The following is a 24,382-nucleotide window of genomic DNA, read 5'->3' on the forward strand; positions in this document are numbered from 1 at the left end:
GGCCCGGGCCGAACGACGAACCGTTGGAAAGGCCCACGATCACGTCCGAGGCCGACGCCGGCCCCTGCGTGAACGTGATCAGGTCGTCCTTGCCGTCACCGTCGACGTCGCCCAGCGCGGGGAACTCGTTGGCGGGCGAGAAGAACTCGTGCCACTTCACACCCGGTCCGAAGGAGCTGCCGTTGGACAGCGCGACATAGACATCGCCCGCGGCGTCGTGCGTGAACGTCACGATGTCGTCCTTGCCGTCGCCGTTGACGTCGCCGACCGCCGGGACCTCCGCGCCCGGCGCGAACCAGTCGTGCCACTTCGCCCCGCCGAGGAACCCGGTGCCGGTCGACAGGGCCACATAGACGTCACCAGCCGCGGTGCCCGTGGTGCCGTGGGTGAACGCTACGACGTCATCCTTGCCGTCGCCGTTGAAGTCACCGGTCAGCGTCGTCTCCCCGGACAGGCCGAAGAAGTCGTTCCACTTCACCGACGTGCCCGCGAACGCCGAACCGGTCGACGTGGAGACGTACACGTCGGCCGGCGAGCCGTGCGTGAACGTCACGATGTCGTCCTTGCCGTCACCGCTGAAGTCGGTCGGCGAGCCGCCGAAGTACTTCGCCCCGGCCGGGGCGCCGCCGCAGTTGTCGCTGGTCAGGTAGCGCTGGTTGTAGGAGCCGGGATAGGGGGCGAGCGACACGCCGTTGATGGAGATGACCTGCCCGACGCCGTTGAGCAGCTGCTCGTAGTGGATGTGCGCGCCGGAGGAGTTGCCCGTGCTGCCGGTGATGCCGATCTGCTGGCCCTGCTGCACGACCGCGCCGTCGGGCACCGAATAGGAGGTGAGGTGGAAGTAGTAGGTCTTCCAGCCGCCGCCGTGCTCGATGGCGATGTAGTTGCCGGCCCCGCTGGGCTGCGAGAACCGGTACGCCGTGCCGGCCGCGGACGCCACGACGGGGGTGCCGCCGGTGACGCCGCCGTCGGCGCGTACGAAGTCGAGGGCCTGGCGGACCTCGGCGCTGTGGTGGCTGTAGGTCCAGCGCTGCCCGCATGGGAACGGGGCCTTGAAGTTGGGCGCGGCCCACGCCGCGGCGGGGGCGACGACGACCGAGGCCAGGGCGATCAGCCCGGCCAGGGCGCGGGCGAGCAGACGTGCCGATGGGGGGTGCACGATGACGTCCTCAGGGGTGTGGAGGGGTGCGACGCGTCGCCGCCGAGCGGCGGTCGATCAGGGTCACGGCGCGCACGTGATCCACACACGTCGATCAGGTGGGTTGAAACTATCAACCCGTGCAATCGATTTCAAGAAAGAATTTCTTCATCCCCCGCCGGTCCACGCCCCTGGATGCGGAAGGCCGGGCAAGCAGATCGCTCGTCCGGCCCCGGTTCACTCCGTGATCGCGGCGGGTGGCGGCGGGTCCTCGTACCGGCTCGCGATTTGCGCCACGACGGACACGGGCAGAAACGCCAGGGCGTACAGCAGGGCTGCCTGTCCGGGGCCCGCATGGCCGGAGGTCGCGAGCAGCAGCGTGATGGCGAACGTCGCCAGCCACAGGACGTCGGCCACCGCGTCCACGAACCGCACCCAGCGCGGGGCGAAGCTCCGCCAGCCCGGCTCGTACCACATCGTGTCGCGCCGCTTGAGCCGCTGCGCCCAGCCGATCACGGCCGCGACCACCGCGGTCGCCAGCCACAGGATCCCGATGACCAGCCCGTCCCACCGGACCGGCGTGCCCTCGCCGAGCAGCGCGACGATACCTCTACCGACCAGGTGCATCACCGCCACCGCGGCGCAGACCTCTGCCGCCACGGACCACCAGCCCATACGCTTGCGCAGACGGCTCAGCACGGCATCACCACACGGGCGCCAAGAATGATCATGTGGCGGAGTGTAGGCACCGCACGCCGCCGGCGGCAGAGCCGTTCCGGCAGGACTTCGCCGGCCGGGCCCTACGCGGCCGGCCCCGCCGGAGATCCGGACCGGGCGCCGAATCAGGTGTTGGCGCCGCGCGCGGCGACCGCCCAGCGGTCGACAGCCGTGCCACCGGAGACGACGACCAGCTCGTCGGCGAGGTTCACCGTGGCGCACACGTGGTTCGGCACCACCCGCAGGGTCGTGCCGCGTTCGGGCAGCTCCGCGCCCGGCGGCAGGGTCACCGTCGCGTGGTGCTCGGACAGGGCGGTGATCCGCGCGTCGGGCAGGTCGGGCAGCCGCCCGTGCCCGGTCGCCCACGCGGACCGGTCCGCGCCGAGCACCTTGCCGCCCGCGTCGAGGATCACGTGGTCGGCGGACCGGCTGACCACCGTCGCCACCACGCTGAGCGCCACCTCGTCGAAGTCGCAGACACCGAGTTCGACCTGCTGGGCGTCGTTGAAGACGTACACGCCGGGGCGGATCTCGTTGAGCGCCGCGACGTTGCTCCACGCCGCGGTGGGCGTCGAGCCGCCGCTGACCACGTCGGGCTCGAACCCGGCCTTGCGCAGCGCGTCGGCGGCGTCCACCAGCGCCACCGCCTCCTCGGCGGCGACACCCTCGGCCAGCGACGGGCCGTAGCCGTGGCCCGGGAACGTGAACACGCCGCGTACCCGCAGGCCCGCCTTGTCCGCAGCCAACGCGACCGCGCCCGCGGCGGCGGGTCGTACGCCGCTGCGGTGGTGGCCGCTGTCGACCTCCACCATCACCTCGACGTCGCGCCCGGCGTACCGGGCCAGGGCCTGCGCGCCCTCCGCCGAGTCCACGCCGACCCGCACCGCGGCCCGCGCGGCGACCGCCCGCAGCCGCGCCCCGCGGGCCTGGTCCACCCACAGCGGGTACGCGATGAACAGGTCCTCGCAGCCGGCCTCGACGAAGATCTCGGCCTCGGCGACCGTCGCCACGGTCAGTCCCGTCGCGCCCGCCGCGAGCTGCCGCCGCGCGATCTCCAGGCACTTGTGCGTCTTGGCGTGCGGGCGCAGGGCCAGGTCGCGCTCGCGGGTGAACGACGCCATCCGGGCGATGTTGCGGTCTAGCACGGCGACATCGACCGACACGTAAGGGGTGGGCAGCTGCGTCATGCCATCATGCTGCCACTGCCCGGGGCCGTCGCGACACGACGCCGCCAAACGCGCGGGCGCGGCGAGCGGTGTAGTCCCGTCCGCGCCCGGGTATCGCCTGATCATGAGAGCACGCACCGTCCTGGCCGGACTGACCCTGACCCTGCTGGCGACCGGGTGCGTCCCGTGGCACGACGGCGACGAGGGGCGCGACGGGCTCGGCCGGGAGCACGCCGTCTCCGCCGAGCGGGGCGACCTCGACGCGGCGGCGCTGACCGTCGTCAGCGGCGCGACCACGCTGGCCGTGCGCGCGGCCGACCTCGGCGGCGACCTGTACCGGATCAGCACCCCGGACGGCTCGCGCATCGCGCCCGACGTCGTGGAGTCCGGCGGCCGGCACCAGCTGCATCTGCGCGACACCGGCGAGCACGGCCCGGCCGCGGTGGAGATCCTGCTCGACCAGCGGGTGCGCTGGGACCTGCGTTTCTCCGGCGGCGCGAACGAGACGCTGGTGGACCTGGGCGGCGGGCGGGTGGCCGGCATGGACTTCACCGCCGGTTCGGCGCGGATCGAGGCGGTCCTGCCCCGGCCGGAAGGTCCGGTGACGGTGCGTATGGCCGGTGGGTCCAGCGATTTCGTGGTACGCGCCCCCGACGGCGTGCCGGTGCGGGTCACCGCGGGCGGTGGCGCGGCGAACGTGACCGTCGACGGCGCGCGCCGGTCGGGCATCGCCGGTGGCACGGTGTTCGCCCCGGCGGGCTGGGACGCCGCGGCCGACCGGTACGACGTGGACGCGGTGGCCGGGGTGGCCAGTCTGACGGTGTCCCGCCGCTGACCGTCTACCATCCCCGCATGCGCGAGGACGGGTCCCTTCGGTGGGATGAGGCGATGTCAGGCTGGCGGTCGGACTTCGCTGCCGCGTCGGTGCAGCTCGACCGTCAGCGGTCGCGGCTGCTCGACCTGGTAGGGCGGACGGTGGTGGCGGGCTGGACAGGCTGGGACCCGAATCGTGATCAGTGGGAGCCGCACATCCCGCTGGTGCTGGTGCTGGACGGCGGTCTGCAGCTCGAACTGCAATGGTCCAAGTGGGACGACCTGTCGATCACCTGGAACACCGTCGACCTGGCGGTCCCGCCGCAGCTGGTCGGGCGGCCCCACGAATGGCGCCGGTCAGCCCCCAAGGCGGTCGCGGCGATCGTGGGCCGCGCCCTGACCGGCTTCGCGGTGACCGAAGGTCCCTGCTTCAGCGGCGAAGGCGGCGACGACTTCTCCAACGGCCTGCCGATGCATGCCTTCGCGGGCTGGGTCACATCCGGTCTGTGGATTGCCGCCGGGGATGCCGGCCTGCACGTCTGCAACGGGACGGACTCGAACAGACTCTCGTCCGCGCCGGATGACCCGGCTAACGAGGGGGACGCCCGGGTGACGGCGCTGGCGTTTTTCGGGCTCGACGGCGGCCAGTCCTCGGCGTGAGCGCATGCGGGGCTGTTCCGCATCGGTGATCCGGTGCGGAACAGCCCCCGTACGTCACTCGGTACGCAGGCCCTCGGCGCGCATGAGGCGCCACAGCACCGGCAGGCTCAGTGCGGTGACCAGCAGGATCACTGCTCCGGCCAGTGCCGACACGATGCCGATGCCGGCCCAGTCGATCGCCACCGGCTCCCCGATGATCCGCAGCAGCACCGCGCCCAGGGCAAGACCCGCGGCGCAGGCGAGCACCAGGCCGAGCACCACCGGCACCGCGGTCTGCCACAGGATCGCCCAGCTCATGGTGCGCCGCCGGGTGCCGAACGCGACGAGGACCGCGAGCAGCCTGCGCCGGTCGCGCAGCTGTTCCAGCACCACCACGAGCAGGCTCGCGCCGATCAGCAGCAGCGTCACCGCGGCCCCGGCGAACAGCCCTTTCCGGACCTGGGCGAACTTGTTGTCGACCATCGTCGGGTTGATCTCCCATGTCGCCCCGAGCTGGTCCAGCTCCCAGCGGGTGTTGGTGACATGGTCGGCGACGTCGACGGCGGCCGGGTCCACGGTCAGCAGCGCCTGCAGTTGCAGCCCCGGCCGGTCGCGGACGGCCGCGGGCAGCGCGGCGGGGGTCACCAGGACTCCGCTGGCCAGCCCGTAGTACGGGTCGGACAGCGGCGGGACGGTGCGTGCCCCGGCCGGAACGGTCCACGGGGTCTGCGCCTCGCCGTCCCGGATCGTGACCGCCGCGCCTGCGGCCGGGGTCGGCGCCTCGGGGTTGTCCACGAGGTAGGCGTCGCCGTCCGTGCAGGCGCCGATCTCGGCGATCCTGCTCAGCGCGGCGCAGTCGCCGAGGAACAGCGCCGCCCCGGGCTGCTCGCCGTTGGGCAGTGCGGGCAGCTCCAGACCGAGCATGGCACGGGGGTTGACCGAGGTGACACCCGTGGTCGCGGCGAGCTTGGCGACCACCCCGGCGGCGTCGGACCAGCCGTGGGGCATCGCGGTGGCTACGTAGAGCTGGGCGCGGGACGGGTCCTGGCCGGTGCGCTGCTGGTAGTTGGCCTCGACGGCGGCGAACATCATCTGCAGCCCGATCGCGCCGGCGACGGCGACCGCCACGCCGGTGACGGCGCGGGCCGACATGCTGCCGTCGAGCTGCAGCCGCCGTACCGCGAGCTGCCAGGCGACCGGGCCGCCGTGCAGCCGCCGGACGACCGACTGCACCAGCCAGGGCAGCAGGGTGGCCACGCCGAGCAGGATGAGGCAGACCCCGCCGATGACCTGCCACTCGCTGAAGCCCTCGCTCGACCTGCTGACGCTGCCGACCATCGGCAGCAGCAGGAGCACGCCGAGGACCGGCATGATCAGCCGCCACCAGAGGCGGCGGCGGGTGTCGCCACCGCGGCGCACCACGCCCAAGGGCTCGATCATGACGCGGCGCAGTGACAGCACGGTGACCACGACCGCGGCCGCGGGTACGGCGAGCACGATGAGGGCCGCGAGCACCGGGTCGGGCTGGACGTCGGACGGGAACACGGTGATGTCCATCAGCTCGACCGAGCCCACGAACGAGCGCCCGGCGAAGAACATGACCGCCCCGGCCGCGACGCCGAGCAGGGCGCTCAGCATCGCCTCGCCGGCGGCGATACGCCGGGCCATGCCGGTGTCCGCGCCGACCAGGCGCACCCCGGCCAGCCGCCGGTCGCGGCTGTCGCCGCCGAAGCGGATCGCCGAGGCGACGAACATGGCCACGGGCAGCAGCAGCACCACGAAGATGATGACGACCAGGAGCAGCAGCACCGGGTCCAGTCCTTCGCTGGTGTTCTCATCACCGAAGGCGTTGCGCCGGCCGACGCCGGGGGTGTCGGCGGTGAGCTTGTCCGAGCCGAGGTAGAAGGCCAGCTCACCGGGGCCTTGCAGGCCTTTGTCACCGATGATGGCGGTCGCCGGGTAGTGCAGCCGCTCGCGCAGCAGCGCTCCGTCCGGGGACAGCAGGAGCCGGGCCAGGGCCGGGGACACGGCCATCTCGCCGGGTCGTGGCAGCGCGGTCAGACCGGGTGGCAGCGCGGGGTCGGCGCCTTCGGCCTGGAGCAGCCGCCCGCGGATGCCGTCGGTGCGGTATGCCATGTCGGTCTCGCCGACCAGGGTGCTCCGGTCGGTGCGTTCGACCTGCGTGCCGTAGTTCTGGTCGGCGCGGGAGGCGCCGCGGTCGCTGCGGGCCTGCATCATGTGCGGGATGCTGACGGCGGCGAGCAGCATCGCCACGCCGAGCCCCACGCCGACGGCGGTCAGCGCGGCGCGGGCCAGCCCGGAGCGGCCGCCGGCCAGCGCCATGCGCGCGCCGAGCAGCAGTTCACGCAGCCAGGACGGGCTCACGCGACACGCTCCAGGTCCAGCGAGGCACCGTCGCGGACCACGACCTCCCGGTCGGCGTACGCCGCGACGCGGGGTTCGTGCGTGACGAGCACGACGGCCGCGCCGGTGTCGCGGGCGGCCTGGCCGAGCAGCTGCATGACCTTCTCGCCGTTGAGGGAGTCCAGGGCCCCGGTGGGCTCGTCGGCGAAGACCACTTTGGGCTCGGTGACCAGGGCACGGGCCACGGCCACGCGCTGGCCCTGGCCGCCGGAGATCTGGCCGGGCAGCTTCGCGGCGACGTCGCCGACCTCCAGCCGGTCGAGCCAGACCCGGGCGCGGCGTTCGGCCTCCTTGCGGCGGACCCCGTCCAGCCGCAGCGGCAGGGCGACGTTCTCGACGCAGGTCAGTTCGGGCACGAGCTGGCCGAACTGGAACACGAAGCCGAAGTCGCGGCGGCGCAGGGCGCTGCGCTCGACGTCGGACATCGCGGAGATCTCGCGGCCGGCGTACACGACGGTGCCGTCGTCGGGGCGCACGATGCCGGCCAGGCAGTGCAGCAGCGTCGACTTGCCGGAGCCGGAGGAGCCCATCACCGCGACGATCTCCCCGGCGCGGACGGTGAGGGAGGAGCCGCGCAGGGCGGGGGTGGTGCCGTACATCTTGTGCAGGTCGGTGCCGACCAGCAGGGGCTCGGTCATGGGGTGGTTCTCCTTGCGGGGGCGGTCCGGGGTCACGGGCGGACTCGGGCGGCGAGCTCGTTGAGCCGGGCCGCGGTCAGTTCGAGCCAGCGCAGGTCGGCTTCGAGGTGGAACAGCGCGTGGTCGCAGATGAGCTGCTCGGCGAGGTCGCCGCCGGTCTTGCGGCGGGTCACGTCGCGCATGAGGCGCAGGTGCTCGGTGCGCTGCACGTCGAGGATCTCGTCGGCGGGACGGCCGGTCATCAGCGCGAGGACGACCTTGGTGTACAGGACGCTCTGCAGGTAGGGCTCGGGCTTCTCGGGCTGGCTGAGCCAGGCCTGCACGTCGGTGATGCCGGCGTCGGTGACCGCGTAGCGCTTGCGCTCGGGCCCCTCCCCCGGTTCGAGGCCGTCGACGACGACCAGGCCGTTCTTGAGCAGGCGGGACAGCGTGGCGTAGACCTGGCCGTGGTGCAGGGGGCGGCCGGGTGAGAAGCGCTCGTCGTAGGCGCGTTTGAGGTCGTACCCGTGTCGTGGCTTGCCTTCGAGCAGGCCGAGGAATGAGTGACCGATCGACATGCCGAGGACTGTACACCACACGTATACATCGTGTGTATACGTGTGGTGTCTACGGCAGTTTACGTCTCCGACAGAGCGTTTGCCGAGGTCAGCGCTTAGCGGCGCAGCGCGTGCTCCAGCTGGGCCTTGGTCATCGAGGAGCGGCCCTTGATGTTGCGCCGCCGCGCCTCCTCGTAGAGCTCGTCGCGGCTCATCTCACCGGACACCGGCGAGGGCGGCATGGACAGCATCCGGCCGGAGTTGATCTCCTTCTTCGCCCGGGCGCGGGCCCGCTTGGCCTCCATCGCCAGGATCTCCTCGGTGCCCGGCACCCGGGTGGCCTTCGCCTCCGCCTCGCCGATCCTGCGCTCGCGCTCGCGGACCGCCGAGGTCACGTGCTTGCGCCGACGGCTGCGTTTCTCGTCCGGGTCCTGCGGCATGACGCTCCCCTTCCGCGAGGCCACCAGCGCGACGCCGGGGCCAGGGCACTCACCTCGACCATCGTCGCGCGAACCGCGCCCGCCGCGGATTCGAACGGCCAACTCACCCCCGTACGCGGGTTCCGGCCGCCATCCTGTCGGGCTGAAGCCGCACACTGTGCGCGTGATCAGACTGCGGTTGTACAAGGCTCGCGGGTCTAAGGTTGCCGGCCCTCGCCGCTCGCGCACCATCCCGTCCAGTGCACGACGTCGACGGCGATCACCGGACCGGGTGGCGGCTGTGCGGCGTACTGCGGGTAACGCTCGGTGAGCAGGGTGAGCGCGACCTTGGCCTCGGCATCGTCGAGGGTCAGCAGGCGGGCGGCGCCGTCGGCGCGGACCCACCACAGCGCCGACCAGTCGTCGTCGTAGTGGTCGGCGAGCAGGCACACCCGCGGGTCGGCGGCGATGTTCGCCAGCCGGCGCAGGGCCGGGGTGCGTTTGGGCTTGCGGTCCACGGCGCTGTACACGGTGTCCCCGGCCAGCGCGAACACCACCGGCACCAGGTGCGGCGCGCCGGACGGGCCGACCGTCGCGAGCCGGGCGACCCGCGCGGTCGCGAAACGCTCCCGGGCGGCGCTCACCCCTTGGTGTACGTGCCGATCGCGTGCTCCCACTGCTCCAGCCCGCGCTGCACGACCGCCTCCGGGCCGGACGGCAGCCAGTGCATGGCCCGGTGGACCCCAGCCTCAGCCAGGCGCTCCAGCACGGCCGGGTCGGCGGGCACGGACATCAGCTGCACCTGGACCGGCCGCTCGGCGCGGGCGCGCAGCTCGGCGATGCGCTCCAGCACGCCGGCGTCCTCGCCCCAGTTCGGCATCCAGCCGTCGGCGAAGGCCAGCACCCGGTCGAGCACCGTCGGGCCGGTGCCGCCGACCAGGATCGGCGGGTGCGGCCACTGCGCGGGTTTCGGGTACGACCAGATCCGGTCGAAGTTCACGTACTCGCCGGAGTAGCTGGCCTCGTGCCGGGCCCAGATCTCCTTCATCGCCTCGACCCGCTCGGCCAGGATCGCCATGCGCACCTTCGGGTCGGTGCCGTGGTTGCGCATCTCCTCGCGGTTCCAGCCCGCCCCGACCCCGAACTCGAACCGGCCGCCGGACAGATGGTCGACGCTGGCCACGGCCTTCGCCGTGTGGATCGGGTCGCGCTGGATGACCAGGCAGATGCCGCTGCCCACGCGCAGCCGGGAGGTCGCCGCGGCGGCCGCCGTCAGCGCCACGAACAGGTCGTAGCAGTGCCAGTACTTGGGCGGCATCTCACCGCCCGGGTAGGGGCTCTCCCGGCTGGCGGGGATGTGGCTGTGCTCGGCGAAGAACAGCGCGTTCTGGCCGCGGTCCTCGACGAGCCGGGCCACCTCGCCCGGGCTCATGCCGTCATGGGTCGGGAAATATCCGACACCGAACTCCATACCGTGCCCCCGTCCGTGCAGCCGCCGCCAGCATATGCACTGATACCGGGTGTAATCCGGAATATCGACGGCGGCTCGCCCGGTGGCGCGCCGTCACGCCTACTCGAACAGCGTGGCCAGCCAGTCCACCGGGGTCAGCGACGCGGGGGCACGGCCCTCGCGGGCGAAGTGGTTCGCCCAGCGGCGCGCGTTCTCGTTGTACGGCGCGGCCAGCTTGTGCAGGCGTGCCAGCAGCACGATCTCGCCGCTGAGGAAGTCGGCCTCGATGTGGCCGGTGCCCCGGGCCAGGCTCTGCCACGACGAACCGCCGCCGCGCGAGTCGGCGACCGCCGCCTTGAGGATGTCGGCCCGGCGCGCGTCGTCCTCGTCCTCCGGGGTGTACGCGATCCCGGCCGCGTCCAGCACCGCCGCCGCCTCGGCCCGGATCCGCCCCACGATCTCCCGGACCCCGGCGGCCCGCCCGCACACCGCGTCAACCGCGTTGCCGACGTTGCGCAGCAGCTTGCCGTACTTCCAGCGCATGATGTCCGGGCGCGGCACGCTCTCGTATCCGGCCTTGCGGAAGGCCGCGGCGATCGCCTCTGCGGCCGAGTCGGCACCGGACGGGAAGCGGCCGATGTCGAGCAGCCCCGGGACGGGGTGGCAGTCGGCCCGGACGACGCCGGGCGTCAGGTGGGTCGTCGGCGACATGACGCAGACGCCGTACACGTGCTCGAAGGCGCGCAGCGCCTGGCGCTCGTTGTCGACGCCGTTCTGCAGGCAGACGACGGGCGTGGCGGCGGGCGCGCAGGCGGCCAGCTCGCGCAGCGCCGCCTCGGTGTCCTGGCCCTTCACGCCGAGCAGCACGACGTCGCCGTCCTGCCACTCGATCTCCCCCGGCCCCGCGACGGCCGGCACGGCCATGGTGCGCGAGCCGGTGGCGTCCTCCAGGGTCAGCCCGTGGTCGCGGATCGCGGCGAGGTGTGCGCCGCGGGCGATGAGGACCACCTGCTGCCCGGACAGGTGAAGGTAGGCGCCGAGCACGCCACCGACCGCGCCTGCCCCATAAACGATGAACCGCATCCAGCCAACCTACCCGCGGTCCGTTCGGGGCCGCGGCCTGGCAGATATACGTGTGCGCCGGTTTACAGCTTTTCTGATGTGGCCACATCAGAAAAGCTGTAAACCGGCGCGGACACACCCTTGTGAGCGGGGCTCATTCCGCCGGGTGGCCGCCGTCGCCTTCGACGATGATGTCCATCTCGCCGTCCTGGGTGAGGTCGACCATGGTGACATCGGGCTGCCCGTCGCCGTTGGTGTCCGATTGGAACAGGTCGGCCTTGCCGTCGCCGTCGGTGTCGATCGCCCACAGGTCGGGCTGCCCGTCGCCGTTGGTGTCGAGCGCGAGGATCTCGTCGTGGCCGTCGCCGCGGGTCTGCACAGTCTCACTCATGCCGGCCCCGATACCCGGGCACCACCGGGTTATGCGTGGTGGTCCTGCGTTCGCGGGCTCGGGAAGGTTCCCGGCTGCCCGGCCCCACCTTCGCGGCGGGTAAGGCGTCAAAGTCTATGGGTGCCCGGTTCCGGGCACCCGGACCCGACGGCGGGGGGACGACGTGACCACGGACCACAGGACCGTGCTGGTGATCGGGGCGACAGGGCAGCAGGGTGGCACGGCGGCCAGGGCTCTGCTGGCGCGCGGCTGGGACGTGCTGGCCTTCGTGCGTGATCCCGGCACTCCGGCGGCACGACGGCTGGCGGCGGCCGGGGCCGGGCTCGTCGTCGGCGATCTCGACGACCCGGTGTCGGTGGGCGCGGCGATGACCGGGGCGTACGGCGTCTTCCTCGCGCTGCCCATGATGGACGGGCCGCTGGTCACCGCCGACGGGGTGGCCGCCGAGCGGCGGCGCGGCTGCTCGGCCGTCGAGCAGGCGGACCGGGCCGGGGTCGGGCACCTGGTGTACAGCTCGGTGTTCGGGGCCGACAGCGGCACCGACATCTCCTTCTACGACAGCAAGGCCGTGATCGAGGCGCGTATCCGCGAGGTGGGCGTGCCCGCGACCGTGCTGCGGCCGGTGACCTTCATGGAGACGTTCACGACGCTGACCCGTCCGGCGATCGTGGCGGGCGAGGTGATCCTGCCGCTGGCCCTGCACCCGCAGACTCCCCTGCCGACGATCGCGGCGCGCGACGTCGGGGAGTTCGCGGCGATCGCGTTCGAGGACCCGTACCGGCTGCGCGGCGCCGTCTTGGAGATCGCCGGGGACGTGCGCACCGGGCCGGAGGCGGCGGCCGCGTTCGGTCGTGCCGCGGGACTGCCGGGCCGGTTCGCGCGGCTGCCGGCCGAGAACCTGCGCGCCTTCGACCCCGAGGTGGCCCGGATGTTCGCGTGGATCGACTCCCGGCCCGCGGCGCCCAAGCCTGCCGCCCTGTACGACCTGCACCCCGACCTGATGACCCTGGAGACGTGGATCGGCACGACCACCGCGTGGCGCGGCGGCCACCTGCCGTTCGGCGGCTGGGTGGCGTGACCGGCCGAGCGGCCTGCTGCGGCCCGAGAACGTGGCAGGTCAGGGCCCGCTCACGCCGTCCGCGCCGTAGATGCTCGTGTCGCCGAAGTTGTCGCCGGAGCCCTTGCCCCGTTGGCCCGAGCGGCCGAGCCGGGCGCTCTCCCGCGACGCCGCACGCACCGCCCGGCGCGCGGCCTCCATCGGCGTTCGGGCCCGCCGCCGACGCGACACCACGACAGCGAGAACGACACCCAAGGCGACGCACACCGGCACCGCGATGGCGATCAGCAGCAGAATCCCTCGGTCCATGACGACACCGTAGGAACACGGCGCAAACTCGCGGCTTCCCCGCGAACGGCCTGAGCGTTGCGGTAGACGGCTACCAGTCGGCCGCGCCGGTGAACGACGTCGACTCGGGGCGGTAGCCGAGCACCGCGCGGGCGGCGGTGATGTCCAGCGTCCGCTCGACGGCGAGATGGCTGATCGCGTACCGGGTCAGGCGTGGTGGGCGCGGGGAGCGGGCCAGTCGGTACAGCGCTTCCACGACCGTGGCCACCGGCCACACAGCGGCGAGCGGCAGGTAGACCGGCCGGGCGTGGACGCCGCGGGCGGCCAGGATGGCGCGCAGCGCGTCGTCGAGCACGACGGGTGCGGCGTCGGTGACGTTGAAGACGCCCCGGTCCACCGGTCCGCAGGCGGCAAGTGTGCACGCCTGCACGACGTTGCCGATCGAGGTGAGGCTGATCGGCTGCCGGCCGTCGCCGACCGCGGGCAGTCTTCGGCCGCGCACCGCGGCCAGGACCCGGGGCAGCAGCGTCGTGTCGCCAGGCCCGTAGACGGCATGGGGGCGTAGCACGATCGCGGAACGGTCCGCGGCGAGCACAACCCGTTCGGCCTCGGCCTTGGACTGGCCGTAGGCGTTGAGGTACCGGCCGGCCGGGGCCTCGTTCTCGGTGGCCATGACCGTCGGCCGCCGGGGGTCGTACACGCTGACGGTGCTGACGTGCACGAACCGCGCATCGGGCCAGGTGGCCAGCGCGTGCCTGGTCCCGTCGACGTTCACGGCGAAGAACTCCCGGCGCGGCCCCCAGTCGGAGACGGTCCCCGCGCAGTGCACCACCGCGTCGGCGTCGGGCGCGTCGGCGAGCGGCCCGCCGGTCAGGTCCCACCGCCGGTACGCGGCCGCGCCGACGTGGCCGGGTGCGGGTGTGGGGCGGCGGCCGAAGCCGACGACCTCATGCCCCGCGGCGGACAGCGCGCGGCACACCGCGCCGCCGACGAAGCCGGACGCGCCGGTCACGGCGACCCTCACCGGGTCACCGGGTCCGGCGTCGTCACCAGGTCGCGCAGCGCCGCGCGGTCGATCTTGTGCCCGCGACCCGAGCGGGGCAGGCGCGGCAGCACCACGATGTCGTCGGGCAGCGCGTCGTGGTCGATGATCCCGGGCAGCTCACGCCGCAGCCGGGCGGGCAGCGCGGCGGCCGGTTCCGGCCCGTCGGCGACGATCGCGAGCACGACCCGCTCGTCACCGTGTCCGGGGTCGGGCACCCCGACATAGGCGGCGTCGGCCACTCCGGGCAGCGCGGTCACCGCGGGTTCGTAGAGTCCTGGATAGAGGTTGAACGAGCCGCGGATGAGCATGTCCTTCTTGCGGCCGAGCAGCACCAGGCGGCCCGAGGAGTCGAGGCGGGCCAGGTCGCCGGTCGGCAGCCAGGGTGACGGCGGCTCGCCGAGGTAGCCGGGGCTGCGGTTCGGCCCGGCGAGCAGCAGCTCGCCGTCGTCGGCCGGCCGGGTCCTGACTCCGGGCAGGGGCGCGCCGAGCAGGTCGCCGGTGTGTCCCTGCTCGACGTGGGCGATCTTGTCGGCGGCCGTGGCGATGGCGACGGGCAGCATCTCGGTCATCGCGTACACCGACAGCACTTCGGCGTGCGGGGCGGCCGCGACGGCCCGGCGCAGCACCCCGGCGGGTGCGGGCGCGGAGCCGAGCAGGATGTGCCGCAGGCTCGGCGACAGCGGGCCCGGGGCCGCGTCGAGGACCTCGGCCAGCCGCACCGGCACGCAGTACGTGTGGGTCGCCTGCCGCTGCCGTAGGTGCTCGCGGAACAGGGCCGCCGAGCCGGTCAGCGGCGGCAGCGACCAGCGGGCCCCGGAGGCGAGCGTGGGCAGGCCGAGCATGAGCTGGTCGGTGTGCACGACGTCGCCGGGGCCGAGCGGCACGCGTTCGCGCAGCAGCCCGAGCGCCGCCGACAGCGACGCCCCGGTGTGCACCACGGCACGCGGGTGGGCGGTGGTGCCGGAGGTGAAGATGACCGCGGCGGGGGCGTCCGGGTCGGTCGCCGACTCCGGCTCGACCGGCTGCGCGGTGAGCAGCTTGTTCAGCGCCAGCGCACCGGGCGGCACGCCGGGCAGCCATCGTCCGGTGTAGACGTGGCGGGCCACGTCGAGCGCGGACAGGTTCGGCAGCAGCAGGCCGCGGCGACGGGCGTACGCGCGGACCGGGCCGAGCCGGCTCGCCGCGTACAGCAGGGCTTCGGCGGCCGACCAGCGCGGACGGGCCAGCCGCATGCGGGCGGTGAACATCTCCGGTCCCGCGCCCGGGTCAGCGAAGATCACGCACCCGCCCGCGGCGACCACGGCGATGGCCAGCACCAGCGACTCCGGTGACGGGCGTACCGAGAACAGCACCCCGTCGCCGGGGCGCAGCCCGTGCTCGCGCAGCCCGTGGCGCACCGACAGCACCTGCCGGCGCAGCTCGCCGTAGCTCAGCTCCGCACCGTCCCCCGCGACCAGCGCCACCGCCGACGGGGTCCGCCCCGCCTGCCCCAGCACCTCCTCCACCAGGCTCACCCGCCCACCTCCGGGGCCTGGGCGACCTGCATTTTCGGGGAGACTGACGGGCTCATCGGGTCACCACCAGTTCGCGGTAGGTCGGGATCAGGACGCCGCGGGCTGCGCTGCGGCGCACGATGCGCAGGGGTGCGGCGGACAGGATGGTCGCGGCGACCGCGCGGATCTCGGCCATGGCCAGCGGGTAGCCGATGCAGAAGTGCGGGCCCGCGCCGAACCACAGCCGCCGCAGTTCCGGTGGGTGCGGACGGTCCAGGTCGAACGGTCCGTACGCCTGGCAGCAGTTGTGCGTCGCGAGCAGCACCCGGTCCCCCGGCCGGACGGGGACGTCGCCGATCGCGGTCTCGGCGTGCACGCTGCGCAGCATCATCGGGGTGGGGGTGCTCACCCGCATGGCCTCGTCGATCGCGGGGTCGAGCAGCGCGGGGTCGGCGGCGACGCGGTCGAACTGCCCGGCGTCGTGCAGCAGGGCGATCAGGCGCGGGACCAGCGTCGCGACGGTCTCGGTGCCGGTGAGGAAGAACGCGCCCGCCGCGCCGCGCGCCTCGGCCTCGGAGATGCCGAGTTCGCGCATTCGGCCCATCACGGTGCTCTGGTCGCCAGCCAGGTAGGCGCGTGCCGCGATCTCGCCGACCGGTTCCAGGACCTCGCGGGCACGGCGGGCCTGCGCCGGGGGCAGCGTCCGGGTGCGCAGGGTCACCATGGACACGATCTGCTCGCCCCGGTGGAACATCTGCCGGTGGTCGTCCTCCGAGCGCGACTCCAGCCCGACGACGGCGCAGATGACCGCGCCCGCCATCACCCGCATGGTGTCGACCAGGTCCACGGGTTCGCCGCGGCCGAGCCGCCCGGACAGTGCCGCCAGCGGCTCGGCCAGGACCTGCGCGCAGAGCCGGTCGGCGTAGCCGGGGGTGAACAGCTCGGCGAGTCTGGCGCGCAGTGCCCGGTGCGCCGGGCCCTCCATGTTGAGCAGCACCGACGGACCGAGGATCGGGGTCCACAGGTCGCCGGACGAGCCGGGGCCGTCCTTGCGGAACGTCTCCCCGTCGAGCAGGACCTGCCGGGCCAGGGCCGCGTCGTTGACGACGACGCCGAGGCCGGGCACCCGCACGACCGGCCCGCGCCGGGCCAGCAGCCGCAGCAGCGGGTACGCGAACGGGTGCGCGCGCCGGTAGAGCCGGCGCTCCCAGGTGCCGGGGTTCACCGGATGTCCACCCGGTCCGGGGTGTAGCGGTGGTCGGCGTACCAGGCCAGGGTGCCGACTAGGCCGTACGCGCGCAGCCGCCGGACCGAGCCGTGCACCAGCACGTCGCGGCGCAGGCCGTAGTCGCGGGTGAGGCGGCGGACCCGGTTGACCAGTGCCCGGTCCTCGTGCACGTCCTCGATGCGGGTGCGGGGGAAGCCGCCCGCGGCCTCGTACAGCTCGGCGGTGATGGCGAGGTTGCAGCCCGGCATCATCACGTACGGGCCGAGGTACGCGGCGTCGCGGTTGCCGGGCCGGAAACGGCCGAACGTCGCCGCGATCGACACCACGGCGGGCAGCAGCCGCCGTTCCCACCAGCGCAGCGGGAACTCGTCGGCACGGGGCCGCAGCGGGCCGCTGAGCATGCGCAGCCCGTCGGCGAAGCCGCGGCGCACCGCGGCGGTCCAGCCGGGCGCGGGCAGGCAGTCGGCGTCGGTGCGGGCCAGCAGCGTCGCACCGTGGGCGATGGCGTGCCGCATGCCGGTGTCGGCGGCCGCGCCGGTGCCCTTCACCGGTTCGGTGATCACGTGCAGGTCGAGGCGGTCGGCGAACCCGGCGGCGATCTCCGCGGTCGCGTCGGTGCTGCCGTTGTCGACCACGACCACCGTGAACGCGCCGTCGGTCTGCTCGGTCAGCCGCTGCAGCGTCGCCCCGATGGAGCGCTGCTCGTCGTACGCGGGGATGACGACCCAGAGGTGGTGGCCCATCACAGCTCCGCGAACATGACGCCGAGGCTGACCCCGCCGGCCAGGCCGATCAGCGCGACCCGGTCGCCGGGGCCGCACCGCCCGTCCTGGATCGCGGTCGCCAGCTGCAGGGGCAGCGTGACGCTGGCCAGGTTGCCGTGCTCGGGCAGGGTGACCACGAGCCGGTCCGCCGGGACGCCCAGGCCCGCCCGCAGCTGCTCCAGGTAGGGCAGCGCGACCTGGTGCACGGCCACGACGGCGAAGTCGTCCCAGGTCAGGCCGGTGTCGCCGAGCGCCTCCAGGAACAGCCGGGCGCCGTTGCGCACGAACACGTCACGCAGCCGCCGCCCGTCGCCGCTGAAGTACGTCGCGTCGGGGTCGCGCGGGCGCATGGTGCCGCCGGCGGGCAGGGTGCCCACGTCCCAGGCGGTGGAGTCGGCGGCGAAACGCCGGTGGAAGATCCCGCCCGAGGCGGCCGCTTCGAGCAGCATCGCCGCCCCGCCGTCGGACAGGGTGTAGCCGGCGAACGCGTCGATGAACTGGGCCCGGTCGCGCACCTGCCAGCGGATCGCCCGCGACGGCACCTCGCCGGAGCAGACCAGCACCCGCCGGTGCTGCCCGGTGACGATCAGGGCCTCGGCGAGCTGGATAGCGTTGAGGAAGCTGTTGCAGGCGTTCTTCACGTCGAAGACCGGGCAGCTCGCGCCGAGCTTGGCGGCCACGATGTGCGCGGTCGCGGGTTCGATCAGGTCCTGCGACGCCGACCCGAAGACGATCAGGTCCACGTCGGCGGCGGCCAGGCCGTGCCCGGCGAGCAGCTTGTCCGCGGCGGCGACGGCCAGGTCGGAGGCCTGCACGTCGTCTGCGGCGTAGTGCCGGCGCCGGATGCCGGTCAGCCGCTCCACGATGGAGGCGTGCGGGACGAACCCGGGACTGTGCTCGGCGATACGGCGCTCCACCTGCGCACTGCTGAGCAGCGCGGGCGGCAGGTGCGCCTCCACCCCGACGATCCTGGCTCTCATCACACCTCCTGCACGGCCGGGACGCCCGGCTACGGGCGGTCCGGCATGGCCTACCATCTGTGCACGGTAGTCGGAGGGCGAAAATGCTTCACGGTCCGGTGACGGAGGACGCACAGGCCCGCAGGCACGAGGCGCGGCTGCTGCGGGCGGGCAACCCGGCGCTGTGGGCGCTGCTGACGGTCGGGCGGGTGCTCGGGCCGCTGGTGCGGCTGCCCCGGCTCGGCTGGGTGGTGACAGACCCGGTGCTGGCCCGGCGCGTCCTCAACGATCCCGCGTTCAGCATGGTCGGCGAGGGCGGCGTCGGCGACCTGTGGGGTCAGCTGTTCGGGGCCGAGTTCGCGTCGTTCTTCGCCGGGGCCCGCCACGCCGAGCTGCGCTCGCTGGCCCGGGACCTGTTCACCGAGGACAGCGCGCGGCGGCTGGTCGATCGGGTGCAGGGCCCGCATCACGCGCGGCTGCGCGCCCGGCTGGCGGCGGGCGAGGAGGTGGATCTGGCGGCGGTGGTCCGCATGACATCGGCGTACACCGTCGCCGACCTGCTCGGGGTGACCGTGTCCGATGACGAGGCGGCGCTGGCGCTGTTCGCCTCCGCGGAGCGGCTGGCGGCCCTCGCCCTGGGCACGCAGGCGTCGACGGCGCTCGCGCCCGAGGTGATCGCGAAGGCGGGCGGGCTGGTCGAGGCGATCACCGGCGACGTCGAGCGGGCCTACCGCACCGGTGGCCCGGACACCATCCTGGGCCGCAGCCGTGGGCTGGACCTGGGGCTCGACCTGGCGAGAGGGCTCACCACGCTGCTGGTGATCGCGGGCACGGAGACGGGCGCGTCGTCGCTGACCCGGACCGTGGCGCTGCTGCACGACACCGGCCAGCAGCACCGGCTGCTGGCCGACCCGGCGCTGACCGCCAACGCCGTGCGGGAGGGCCTGCGGGTGACCACGCCCGCGCCGGTGATCGGGCGGCACATCGCCCGCGACACCGAGATCGACGGGCGGCGGCTGCGCCGCGACGGCCGGGTGATGATGCTGACCTACGTCGCGGACAACAAGGCCGGGCCGTTCGACATCACCCGCGAGTACGTGCCGGAGACGCGGCAGCTGTGGTTCGGCGCGGGTCGGCACCTGTGCCTGGGCGCGGCGGTGGCCCGGGTCCAGCTGACCCGGCTGCTGGAGACGCTGACCGCCGACGGGCGGCCGTGGCAGGTGGTGTCGCGCGCTCCGGCGCGGCGGGTGCTCGTGCCGACGTACGAGTCGCTGCGCATCCGTACGGCCTGATTTCGAAAGGTTTTCGCCCGGGGTGGCGTGCCGTTGCCGAAAAGGTTTTCGTAGTCCATCGTGGCACCTGTCGATGCACCGGCATCCCCGGCGAGAGGAGTCCACGCCCCCAGACCGGCATCCCCACCGACACCCCCTGTACAGGTGAGGCACCGACCAGCCCTCGCGGTGACCGGGTAGGCACGGCTCCCCCGCGGCGCGTCCCGCCGTGCCGGGAGACGGCGTGCGCCGCGGCGGCCCATGGCGGCGTCTCGCCGAGCCCGCCCCTACCCGGAGGACGCGAACATGACACGCTCCCGACTACTGTCCCTGCTCACCGTGCCCGCCATCGTGGCCGCGACGCTGTTCGTCCCGCAGCCGGCCGCCGCGATCGTCACGTTCGGCTCCACCGCCGTCAATCAGAACGGCGGCAACTGCGCGGCCCTGCCCAACGGCGACACCGCCAACCTGGTGCAGCTCACCCAGCAGGTCTGCAACTCGGCCACGTACCAGCGGTTCACCTTCACGCCGGTGTCGGGCACCTCGGACACCTACACCATCGCGACGTCGACCTCGGGCAAGTGCGTGGACGTCAACGGCGCGTCCACGGCCGACAACGCCACGATCATCCAGTGGCCGTGCCACACCAACGCCAACCAGCGCTGGCGGCTGGCCGCGGTGACGGTCAGCGGCACCGACAAGACGTTCAACGTGATCTCGGTCGGCTCGGGCAAGTGCCTGGTGCCCAGCGGCGGCTCGTCGGCGGCGAACACCGGCCTGGTGCAGCTGCCGTGCAGCACCGCGACGAGCCGGGTGTGGCGTCTGCCGTCGTACGTCACCGACAGCACCGGCGTCACGGTCACCAACCCGGGCAGCCGCTCCACCACGGTGAACACCGCCACGTCGCTGGCCCTGCAGGCGTCGGGCGGCTCCGGCGGCTACACGTGGACGGCCAGCGGCCTGCCCGCCGGGCTGAGCATCAACGGCTCGACCGGTGTCATCAGCGGCACGCCGACGACCGTGGCGTCGTACTCCGTCACCGCCACCGCGACCAGCGGCGGCGTCAGCGGCAGCACCACGTTCAGCTGGACGATCACGTCGAGCGGCGGCACGAACACGTTCACCAACCCGATCAAGGCGCAGGGCCCGGACCCGTGGCTGCAGTACTACAACGGCTACTACTACCTGGCCACGACCACCTGGAACCGCACCATCACCATGCGCCGGGCGACCACCATGCGCGGCCTGGCCACGGCCACCGACCAGGTGCTGTTCAACCTGACCAACCCCAACGGCGCGGGCACCATGTGGGCCCCGGAGTTCCACCTGCTCAACGGACCGAACGGGCTGCGGTGGTACTTCTACTACACCGCCGGGCAGGAGCCGTACAACCTGGGCACCCAGCGCATCCACGTGCTGGAGAGCGCGGGCACGGACCCGATGGGCCCGTACAGCTTCAAGGCCGACCTGCTCGACCCGACGCAGAACAACACCTGGGAGCTCGACCCGGGCATCCTGCAGCTCAACGGCCAGCTGTACCTGCTGGGCACGTTCTACAACGGCTCGCAGCCGCTGTTCATCCGGCCGCTGAGCAACCCGTGGACCGCCAGCGGCACCCGCCGCATCCTGACCACCCCGACGCTGAGCTGGGAGACGGTCGGCGGGGCGGTCGCCGAGGGCGGTGAGGTCCTGCAGCGCAACGGCAAGACGTTCATCATCTACTCGGCCAGCCACTGCTCCACCCCGGACTACAAGCTGGGCATGCTCACCTACAACGGCACCGGCGACCCGCTGCTGTCGTCGTCGTGGACCAAGTCGCCGAACCCGGTCTTCCAGCGCTCCAACGCCAACGGCGTGTACGGGCCGGGCCACAACGGCTTCTTCAAGTCCCCCGACGGCACCGAGGACTGGATCGTGTACCACGCGAACAGCTCGACCAGCGGCGGCTGCGACATGAACCGCTCCACCCGGGTCCAGAAGATCACCTGGAACGCCGACGGCACCCCTAACCTCGGCGTGCCGGTCGCGACCGGCGTCACCCTGACGGCGCCCTCGGGCGAGCCGACGTCGTGACCCGTGCCGCCCGCCGCCACCGGGCCACGGTGGCGGCGGGCGGCCGCGACCCCCTCCGGTACAGGAATGAATGTGCATTTCACCGGACGACCACCGGCACCAGCGCTAACCTCGCCGCATGTCGCCAAACCGGTCATCGTGGCCCAGATCACCCACCGTGTGACGACGCGCCGATCTTCGGCGGGTCCGCGATCGAGGACCTAGATCACGGCTACACTCTCGCCCGCACGCGGTGGTGGCCGCGGGCGCCGGCGGGAGCGGGGATCCAGCTCGTCTCCTCCGCCTGCCGCACCCCTGTCCGGGGGCCGCGGGACGCCGTGCACCGTTGCCACCACGCCGTTCTCGGAGCCGTCGAGGCGATCCGTGAGGGCCGAAAAGAAGACCCTCGCAATCGCGAACCGAAACGACGGCCCCGGCGTTGAACCTGCAACACCCCGCCGCTGCCGAGATGTGACGCGGAACAACATCGGCGGGACTGGAATAGGCACCACAGTGACGGTGTTCCAACGGTGCGTCACGAGGGGGGAGAGAAAGACCATGGCAATCACCGACTACGACACGCCCCGCACGCCCGCCGTCGAGGAGGACAGCCTCGAGGAGCTGCGTGCTCGGCGTGATGCGCCCAACGCTTCGGCGGTGGACGTCGAGGAGAGCGAGTCCTACGACCTGCCCGGCGGCGAGCAGCTCGACGAAGAGCTGACCGTGCCGGTCGTGGCCCAGCAGGCGGACGAGTTCCGCTGCACGAAGTGCTTCCTGGTCCGCCACCGCAATCAGCGGGCGGCGGCCGGCAAGGACGTGTGCCTCGAGTGCTCGTGACCTGACGCGGGCCGGTGGCGGGGCCCGGGTGCGCGAGCGTCAGCTCCGCGCGACCCGGGTGGTCCCGCCACTGCGGGCTGGTGGCCCGCCGGCGTCCCCATGGGGGGCAGGGACGCCGGGCGGCTGTCACAGCGTGATCGACCAGCCGTTGAGTGAGCCGAAGTTCCACGATCGGGTGTCGCTGGCGCGCAGCAGCCAGGTGCCCGCGGCTGGCGAGGACACCCCGGCCGCCGTGTACGAACCACCCTGGTAGCTGGTGCACGCACCGGTGGTCGCCGTGACCGGCGCGCTCGCCGCCGACGTGTTGCCCGCGGTCCGCGCCCGCACGGTGAACGTGTACGACGTGGCCGCCGACAGCTTGGACACCGTGGCCGAGGTGCCGCGACCGACATGGCCAGCGACGACCCCTGGTACACGTCGTAGCCGCAGTCGCGCAGGACGAACACGGCCGCGCCGAGCGCAACCTCGCCACCGCGCACCTGGTGGCCGCGTACGGCGACCTGCACCAGCCGGTCGACACGGTGCCGGCCCACTACGTGTGGCAGTGCGCGATCGCGGCGAGCTGCCGGGACCTGGCCCTGGCGGGGCTGCTGCTGGCCCGGGGCGGGGTGCGGGCCGACGGGCGGCGGCTGCTGAGCGCGCAGGACACCCGGCGGGTGAACGCGACGATGCTGACCTCCGGCGCGTACGACGCCAGCCCCGACCTGGCGGACCGGATCGGGCTGCCGCTGAGGTCAGGGGTCGGGGGCGGGATCCTGGCCGTGGCCCCCCGCCTGGGCGCTGTCTGCGCGTGGGGGCCCGGCCTGGACTCCTCCGGCAACTCGATCGCCGGTCAGCTGGCGCTGGAGCACTTCGCCGCGCTGACCGGCTGGTCGGTGTTCTGAGCCGCCGGGGTCAGCTCACCGGCCGCGAAGGCCCGGTGATCTTGTCGATGCCCCAGCCGACGCCGACCCCGACCAGCAGCGCGATCCCGGCGGTCAGCCCGTAGGTCAGCCAGCTGGGCGCGTCGGCCAGGCGCAGCGCGGTGTCACCCAGCACCAGCAGCGCGGTGGCCAGCAGCGTGCCCGCCACGCCACCGCGGTAGGTGAAGACGCTGACACCGCCGAGCAGCACCGCGGCGACGGCGACCAGCTGACGGTCACCGGTGACGGCGAACGCCCCGCCGAGGTAGCCGACCAGGGCGATGCCGCTCAGCGCGGCCAGCAGCCCCGAGCCGGCGAATCCGAGCACCGCGCCGGCCAGCCGCTTGCCCTGGAAACGCGGGACCTCGCCGTCAGTCCGGGCGGCGACGAGCATGCGGTGCAGCGCCGTGCCCTGGAAGGCGGCTCCGCCGACGAGTGATCCGATCACGAACAGCCCCGCCCAGGCCCAGATGGCCCACTCGCTGGTCGGTCCGTCGCGCAGCGGGACGCCCTGCGCTTCGGACAGGCCCAGCGCGACGCTCTGCGCCACGGCCAGGCCGCCGAGCGACACCGCCCAGGCGGGAGCCGAGGTGAGCCCGGTGATCACGCCGAGGACGAGGCAGAACAGCAGGATCACGACTACGGCGGTCGCCGCGGCGAGCACGCCGGGCCAGTCGGCTTCGACGAGTTTGGCGTAGACGACCCCGGCGAGCGCGGCCAGTGCCCCGACCGCGAGGTTCGGGTTGCCGGTGCGCAGCGAGAACGCGAACGCGCTGGCGAGCAGGCCGAGCGAGGCCAGGCTCAGCCATAGGCCGCGGCCGAACGCGTCGCCGTCGCTCTGCACGGCCACCACGATCGCGGCGACGACGACCAGCAGGAACAGGATCGCCTCCCAGCCGATGCGGGCCAGCAGGCCGGCGGTGCGGCGGGGCCGGGGCGGGAGCGCGTCCACGGCCGTCGTGGGCGGCGCGATGATCACCATGGCTGGACCTCCACAGACCGTCGTGAATGGACGAAAGCCCACTATAGAACGGGTCCGCACGGCTGTCACCGGCGTCGCGCGCCGAGCGCGGTGCGGTCGGCCGGGAGATCG

26 protein-coding genes are annotated in these 24,382 nt (G+C 73.2%); 7 read left to right on the forward strand and 19 right to left on the reverse strand.

Annotated features, from left to right (window positions below; genetic code table 11):
- The 3 genes from Cco03nite_RS20295 to Cco03nite_RS20305 all read right to left on the reverse strand — a co-directional run.
- Nucleotides 1–1,114: peptidoglycan DD-metalloendopeptidase family protein (locus tag Cco03nite_RS20295; protein ID WP_373314282.1), on the reverse strand; the 1,114-nt coding region annotated here is incomplete at its 3' end.
- A 261-nt stretch (nt 1,115–1,375) separates the two neighbouring features.
- Nucleotides 1,376–1,837 carry a hypothetical protein gene (locus tag Cco03nite_RS20300; protein WP_203693729.1) on the reverse strand — a complete coding sequence of 154 codons (462 nt, stop codon included), beginning with the start codon at nt 1,835–1,837 and terminating at the stop codon, nt 1,376–1,378.
- A gap of 143 nt (nt 1,838–1,980) precedes the next feature.
- Nucleotides 1,981–3,042, reverse strand: a complete 1,062-nt coding sequence (locus tag Cco03nite_RS20305) for an alanine racemase (RefSeq protein ID WP_203693730.1) — start codon at nt 3,040–3,042, stop codon at nt 1,981–1,983.
- Between the two features lie 103 nt (nt 3,043–3,145).
- Between Cco03nite_RS20305 and Cco03nite_RS20310 the strand changes: the two genes are divergently transcribed.
- Both Cco03nite_RS20310 and Cco03nite_RS20315 read left to right on the forward strand, forming a co-directional pair.
- A complete protein-coding gene (locus Cco03nite_RS20310) occupies nt 3,146–3,856 on the forward strand; it encodes a hypothetical protein (RefSeq protein WP_203693731.1) in 711 nt (236 codons plus the stop codon).
- A gap of 17 nt (nt 3,857–3,873) precedes the next feature.
- Nucleotides 3,874–4,494 carry a hypothetical protein gene (locus tag Cco03nite_RS20315; protein ID WP_203693732.1) on the forward strand — a complete coding sequence of 207 codons (621 nt, stop codon included), beginning with the start codon at nt 3,874–3,876 and terminating at the stop codon, nt 4,492–4,494.
- A gap of 54 nt (nt 4,495–4,548) precedes the next feature.
- Here Cco03nite_RS20315 and Cco03nite_RS20320 read toward each other — a convergent pair whose 3' ends face one another.
- The 8 genes from Cco03nite_RS20320 to Cco03nite_RS20355 form a co-directional block, all read right to left on the reverse strand.
- Nucleotides 4,549–6,858, reverse strand: a complete 2,310-nt coding sequence (locus tag Cco03nite_RS20320) for an ABC transporter permease (RefSeq protein ID WP_203693733.1) — start codon at nt 6,856–6,858, stop codon at nt 4,549–4,551.
- Nucleotides 6,855–7,535 carry an ABC transporter ATP-binding protein gene (locus Cco03nite_RS20325; protein ID WP_203693734.1) on the reverse strand — a complete coding sequence of 227 codons (681 nt, stop codon included), beginning with the start codon at nt 7,533–7,535 and terminating at the stop codon, nt 6,855–6,857. Before Cco03nite_RS20325 ends, Cco03nite_RS20320 begins: the two co-directional genes overlap by 4 nt.
- A gap of 32 nt (nt 7,536–7,567) precedes the next feature.
- Nucleotides 7,568–8,092, reverse strand: a complete 525-nt coding sequence (locus Cco03nite_RS20330; RefSeq protein ID WP_203693735.1) for a PadR family transcriptional regulator — start codon at nt 8,090–8,092, stop codon at nt 7,568–7,570.
- Nucleotides 8,093–8,187: 95 nt separating this feature from the next.
- A complete protein-coding gene (locus Cco03nite_RS20335) occupies nt 8,188–8,511 on the reverse strand; it encodes a plasmid stabilization protein (RefSeq protein WP_203693736.1) in 324 nt (107 codons plus the stop codon).
- Between the two features lie 197 nt (nt 8,512–8,708).
- Entirely contained in the window at nt 8,709–9,134 is a 426-nt protein-coding gene (locus tag Cco03nite_RS20340; RefSeq protein WP_239167508.1) for a TIGR03668 family PPOX class F420-dependent oxidoreductase, read from the reverse strand.
- The gene (locus tag Cco03nite_RS20345; protein ID WP_203693738.1) at nt 9,131–9,961 is read right to left on the reverse strand and encodes an LLM class F420-dependent oxidoreductase; all 831 of its coding nucleotides are present in this window, start codon (nt 9,959–9,961) and stop codon (nt 9,131–9,133) included. The genes Cco03nite_RS20340 and Cco03nite_RS20345 overlap by 4 nt, the downstream gene beginning before the upstream one ends.
- A 99-nt stretch (nt 9,962–10,060) precedes the next feature.
- Nucleotides 10,061–11,023 carry a ketopantoate reductase family protein gene (locus Cco03nite_RS20350; RefSeq protein ID WP_203693739.1) on the reverse strand — a complete coding sequence of 321 codons (963 nt, stop codon included), beginning with the start codon at nt 11,021–11,023 and terminating at the stop codon, nt 10,061–10,063.
- A 133-nt stretch (nt 11,024–11,156) separates the two neighbouring features.
- On the reverse strand, nt 11,157–11,393 hold the full coding sequence (locus Cco03nite_RS20355) for a hypothetical protein (RefSeq protein WP_203693740.1): 237 nt from the start codon (nt 11,391–11,393) through the stop codon (nt 11,157–11,159).
- 163 nt (nt 11,394–11,556) lie between these two features.
- Between Cco03nite_RS20355 and Cco03nite_RS20360 the strand changes: the two genes are divergently transcribed.
- The gene (locus Cco03nite_RS20360) at nt 11,557–12,471 is read left to right on the forward strand and encodes an NmrA family NAD(P)-binding protein (RefSeq protein WP_239167509.1); all 915 of its coding nucleotides are present in this window, start codon (nt 11,557–11,559) and stop codon (nt 12,469–12,471) included.
- A gap of 39 nt (nt 12,472–12,510) precedes the next feature.
- Here Cco03nite_RS20360 and Cco03nite_RS20365 read toward each other — a convergent pair whose 3' ends face one another.
- From Cco03nite_RS20365 to Cco03nite_RS20390, 6 genes are all read right to left on the reverse strand, one after another.
- Nucleotides 12,511–12,759: a hypothetical protein gene (locus tag Cco03nite_RS20365; RefSeq protein ID WP_203693741.1), complete on the reverse strand. Its 249-nt coding sequence runs from the start codon at nt 12,757–12,759 to the stop codon at nt 12,511–12,513.
- 70 nt (nt 12,760–12,829) lie between these two features.
- Nucleotides 12,830–13,762 carry an NAD-dependent epimerase/dehydratase family protein gene (locus Cco03nite_RS20370; RefSeq protein ID WP_203693742.1) on the reverse strand — a complete coding sequence of 311 codons (933 nt, stop codon included), beginning with the start codon at nt 13,760–13,762 and terminating at the stop codon, nt 12,830–12,832.
- On the reverse strand, nt 13,759–15,297 hold the full coding sequence (locus Cco03nite_RS20375) for a class I adenylate-forming enzyme family protein (protein ID WP_203693743.1): 1,539 nt from the start codon (nt 15,295–15,297) through the stop codon (nt 13,759–13,761). Before Cco03nite_RS20375 ends, Cco03nite_RS20370 begins: the two co-directional genes overlap by 4 nt.
- Before the next feature lie 52 nt (nt 15,298–15,349).
- Nucleotides 15,350–16,501, reverse strand: coding sequence for a cytochrome P450 (locus Cco03nite_RS20380; protein WP_203693744.1), 1,152 nt, complete (start codon nt 16,499–16,501; stop codon nt 15,350–15,352).
- Nucleotides 16,498–17,247, reverse strand: coding sequence for a glycosyltransferase family 2 protein (locus tag Cco03nite_RS20385; protein WP_203693745.1), 750 nt, complete (start codon nt 17,245–17,247; stop codon nt 16,498–16,500). Before Cco03nite_RS20385 ends, Cco03nite_RS20380 begins: the two co-directional genes overlap by 4 nt.
- Nucleotides 17,247–18,248, reverse strand: a complete 1,002-nt coding sequence (locus Cco03nite_RS20390; RefSeq protein ID WP_203693746.1) for a 3-oxoacyl-ACP synthase III family protein — start codon at nt 18,246–18,248, stop codon at nt 17,247–17,249. The genes Cco03nite_RS20385 and Cco03nite_RS20390 overlap by 1 nt, the downstream gene beginning before the upstream one ends.
- 98 nt (nt 18,249–18,346) lie before the next feature.
- Between Cco03nite_RS20390 and Cco03nite_RS20395 the strand changes: the two genes are divergently transcribed.
- From Cco03nite_RS20395 to Cco03nite_RS20405, 3 genes are all read left to right on the forward strand, one after another.
- Nucleotides 18,347–19,519, forward strand: coding sequence for a cytochrome P450 (locus Cco03nite_RS20395; RefSeq protein ID WP_239167510.1), 1,173 nt, complete (start codon nt 18,347–18,349; stop codon nt 19,517–19,519).
- A gap of 285 nt (nt 19,520–19,804) precedes the next feature.
- Complete coding sequence (locus Cco03nite_RS20400; protein WP_203693748.1) at nt 19,805–21,571, forward strand: family 43 glycosylhydrolase; 1,767 nt, start codon at nt 19,805–19,807, stop codon at nt 21,569–21,571.
- Between the two features lie 537 nt (nt 21,572–22,108).
- Nucleotides 22,109–22,387, forward strand: a complete 279-nt coding sequence (locus tag Cco03nite_RS20405) for a DUF4193 family protein (RefSeq protein WP_203693749.1) — start codon at nt 22,109–22,111, stop codon at nt 22,385–22,387.
- Nucleotides 22,388–22,513: 126 nt separating this feature from the next.
- On the opposite strand, the gene Cco03nite_RS20410 is transcribed toward Cco03nite_RS20405, so the two are convergent.
- Nucleotides 22,514–22,753: a proprotein convertase P-domain-containing protein gene (locus Cco03nite_RS20410; RefSeq protein ID WP_203693750.1), complete on the reverse strand. Its 240-nt coding sequence runs from the start codon at nt 22,751–22,753 to the stop codon at nt 22,514–22,516.
- Between the two features lie 41 nt (nt 22,754–22,794).
- On the opposite strand from Cco03nite_RS20410, the gene Cco03nite_RS20415 reads away from it, so the two are divergent.
- Entirely contained in the window at nt 22,795–23,271 is a 477-nt protein-coding gene (locus Cco03nite_RS20415; RefSeq protein ID WP_203693817.1) for a glutaminase, read from the forward strand.
- A 10-nt stretch (nt 23,272–23,281) separates the two neighbouring features.
- Here the strand turns inward: Cco03nite_RS20415 and Cco03nite_RS20420 are convergent, their stop codons facing one another.
- Nucleotides 23,282–24,271, reverse strand: coding sequence for an ABC transporter permease (locus Cco03nite_RS20420; protein ID WP_203693751.1), 990 nt, complete (start codon nt 24,269–24,271; stop codon nt 23,282–23,284).
- Nucleotides 24,272–24,382: the final 111 nt, after the last annotated feature.

It is taken from the genome of Catellatospora coxensis, assembly GCF_016862635.1.
In the GTDB taxonomy this organism is placed as follows: Bacteria; Actinomycetota; Actinomycetes; order Mycobacteriales; family Micromonosporaceae; genus Catellatospora; species Catellatospora coxensis.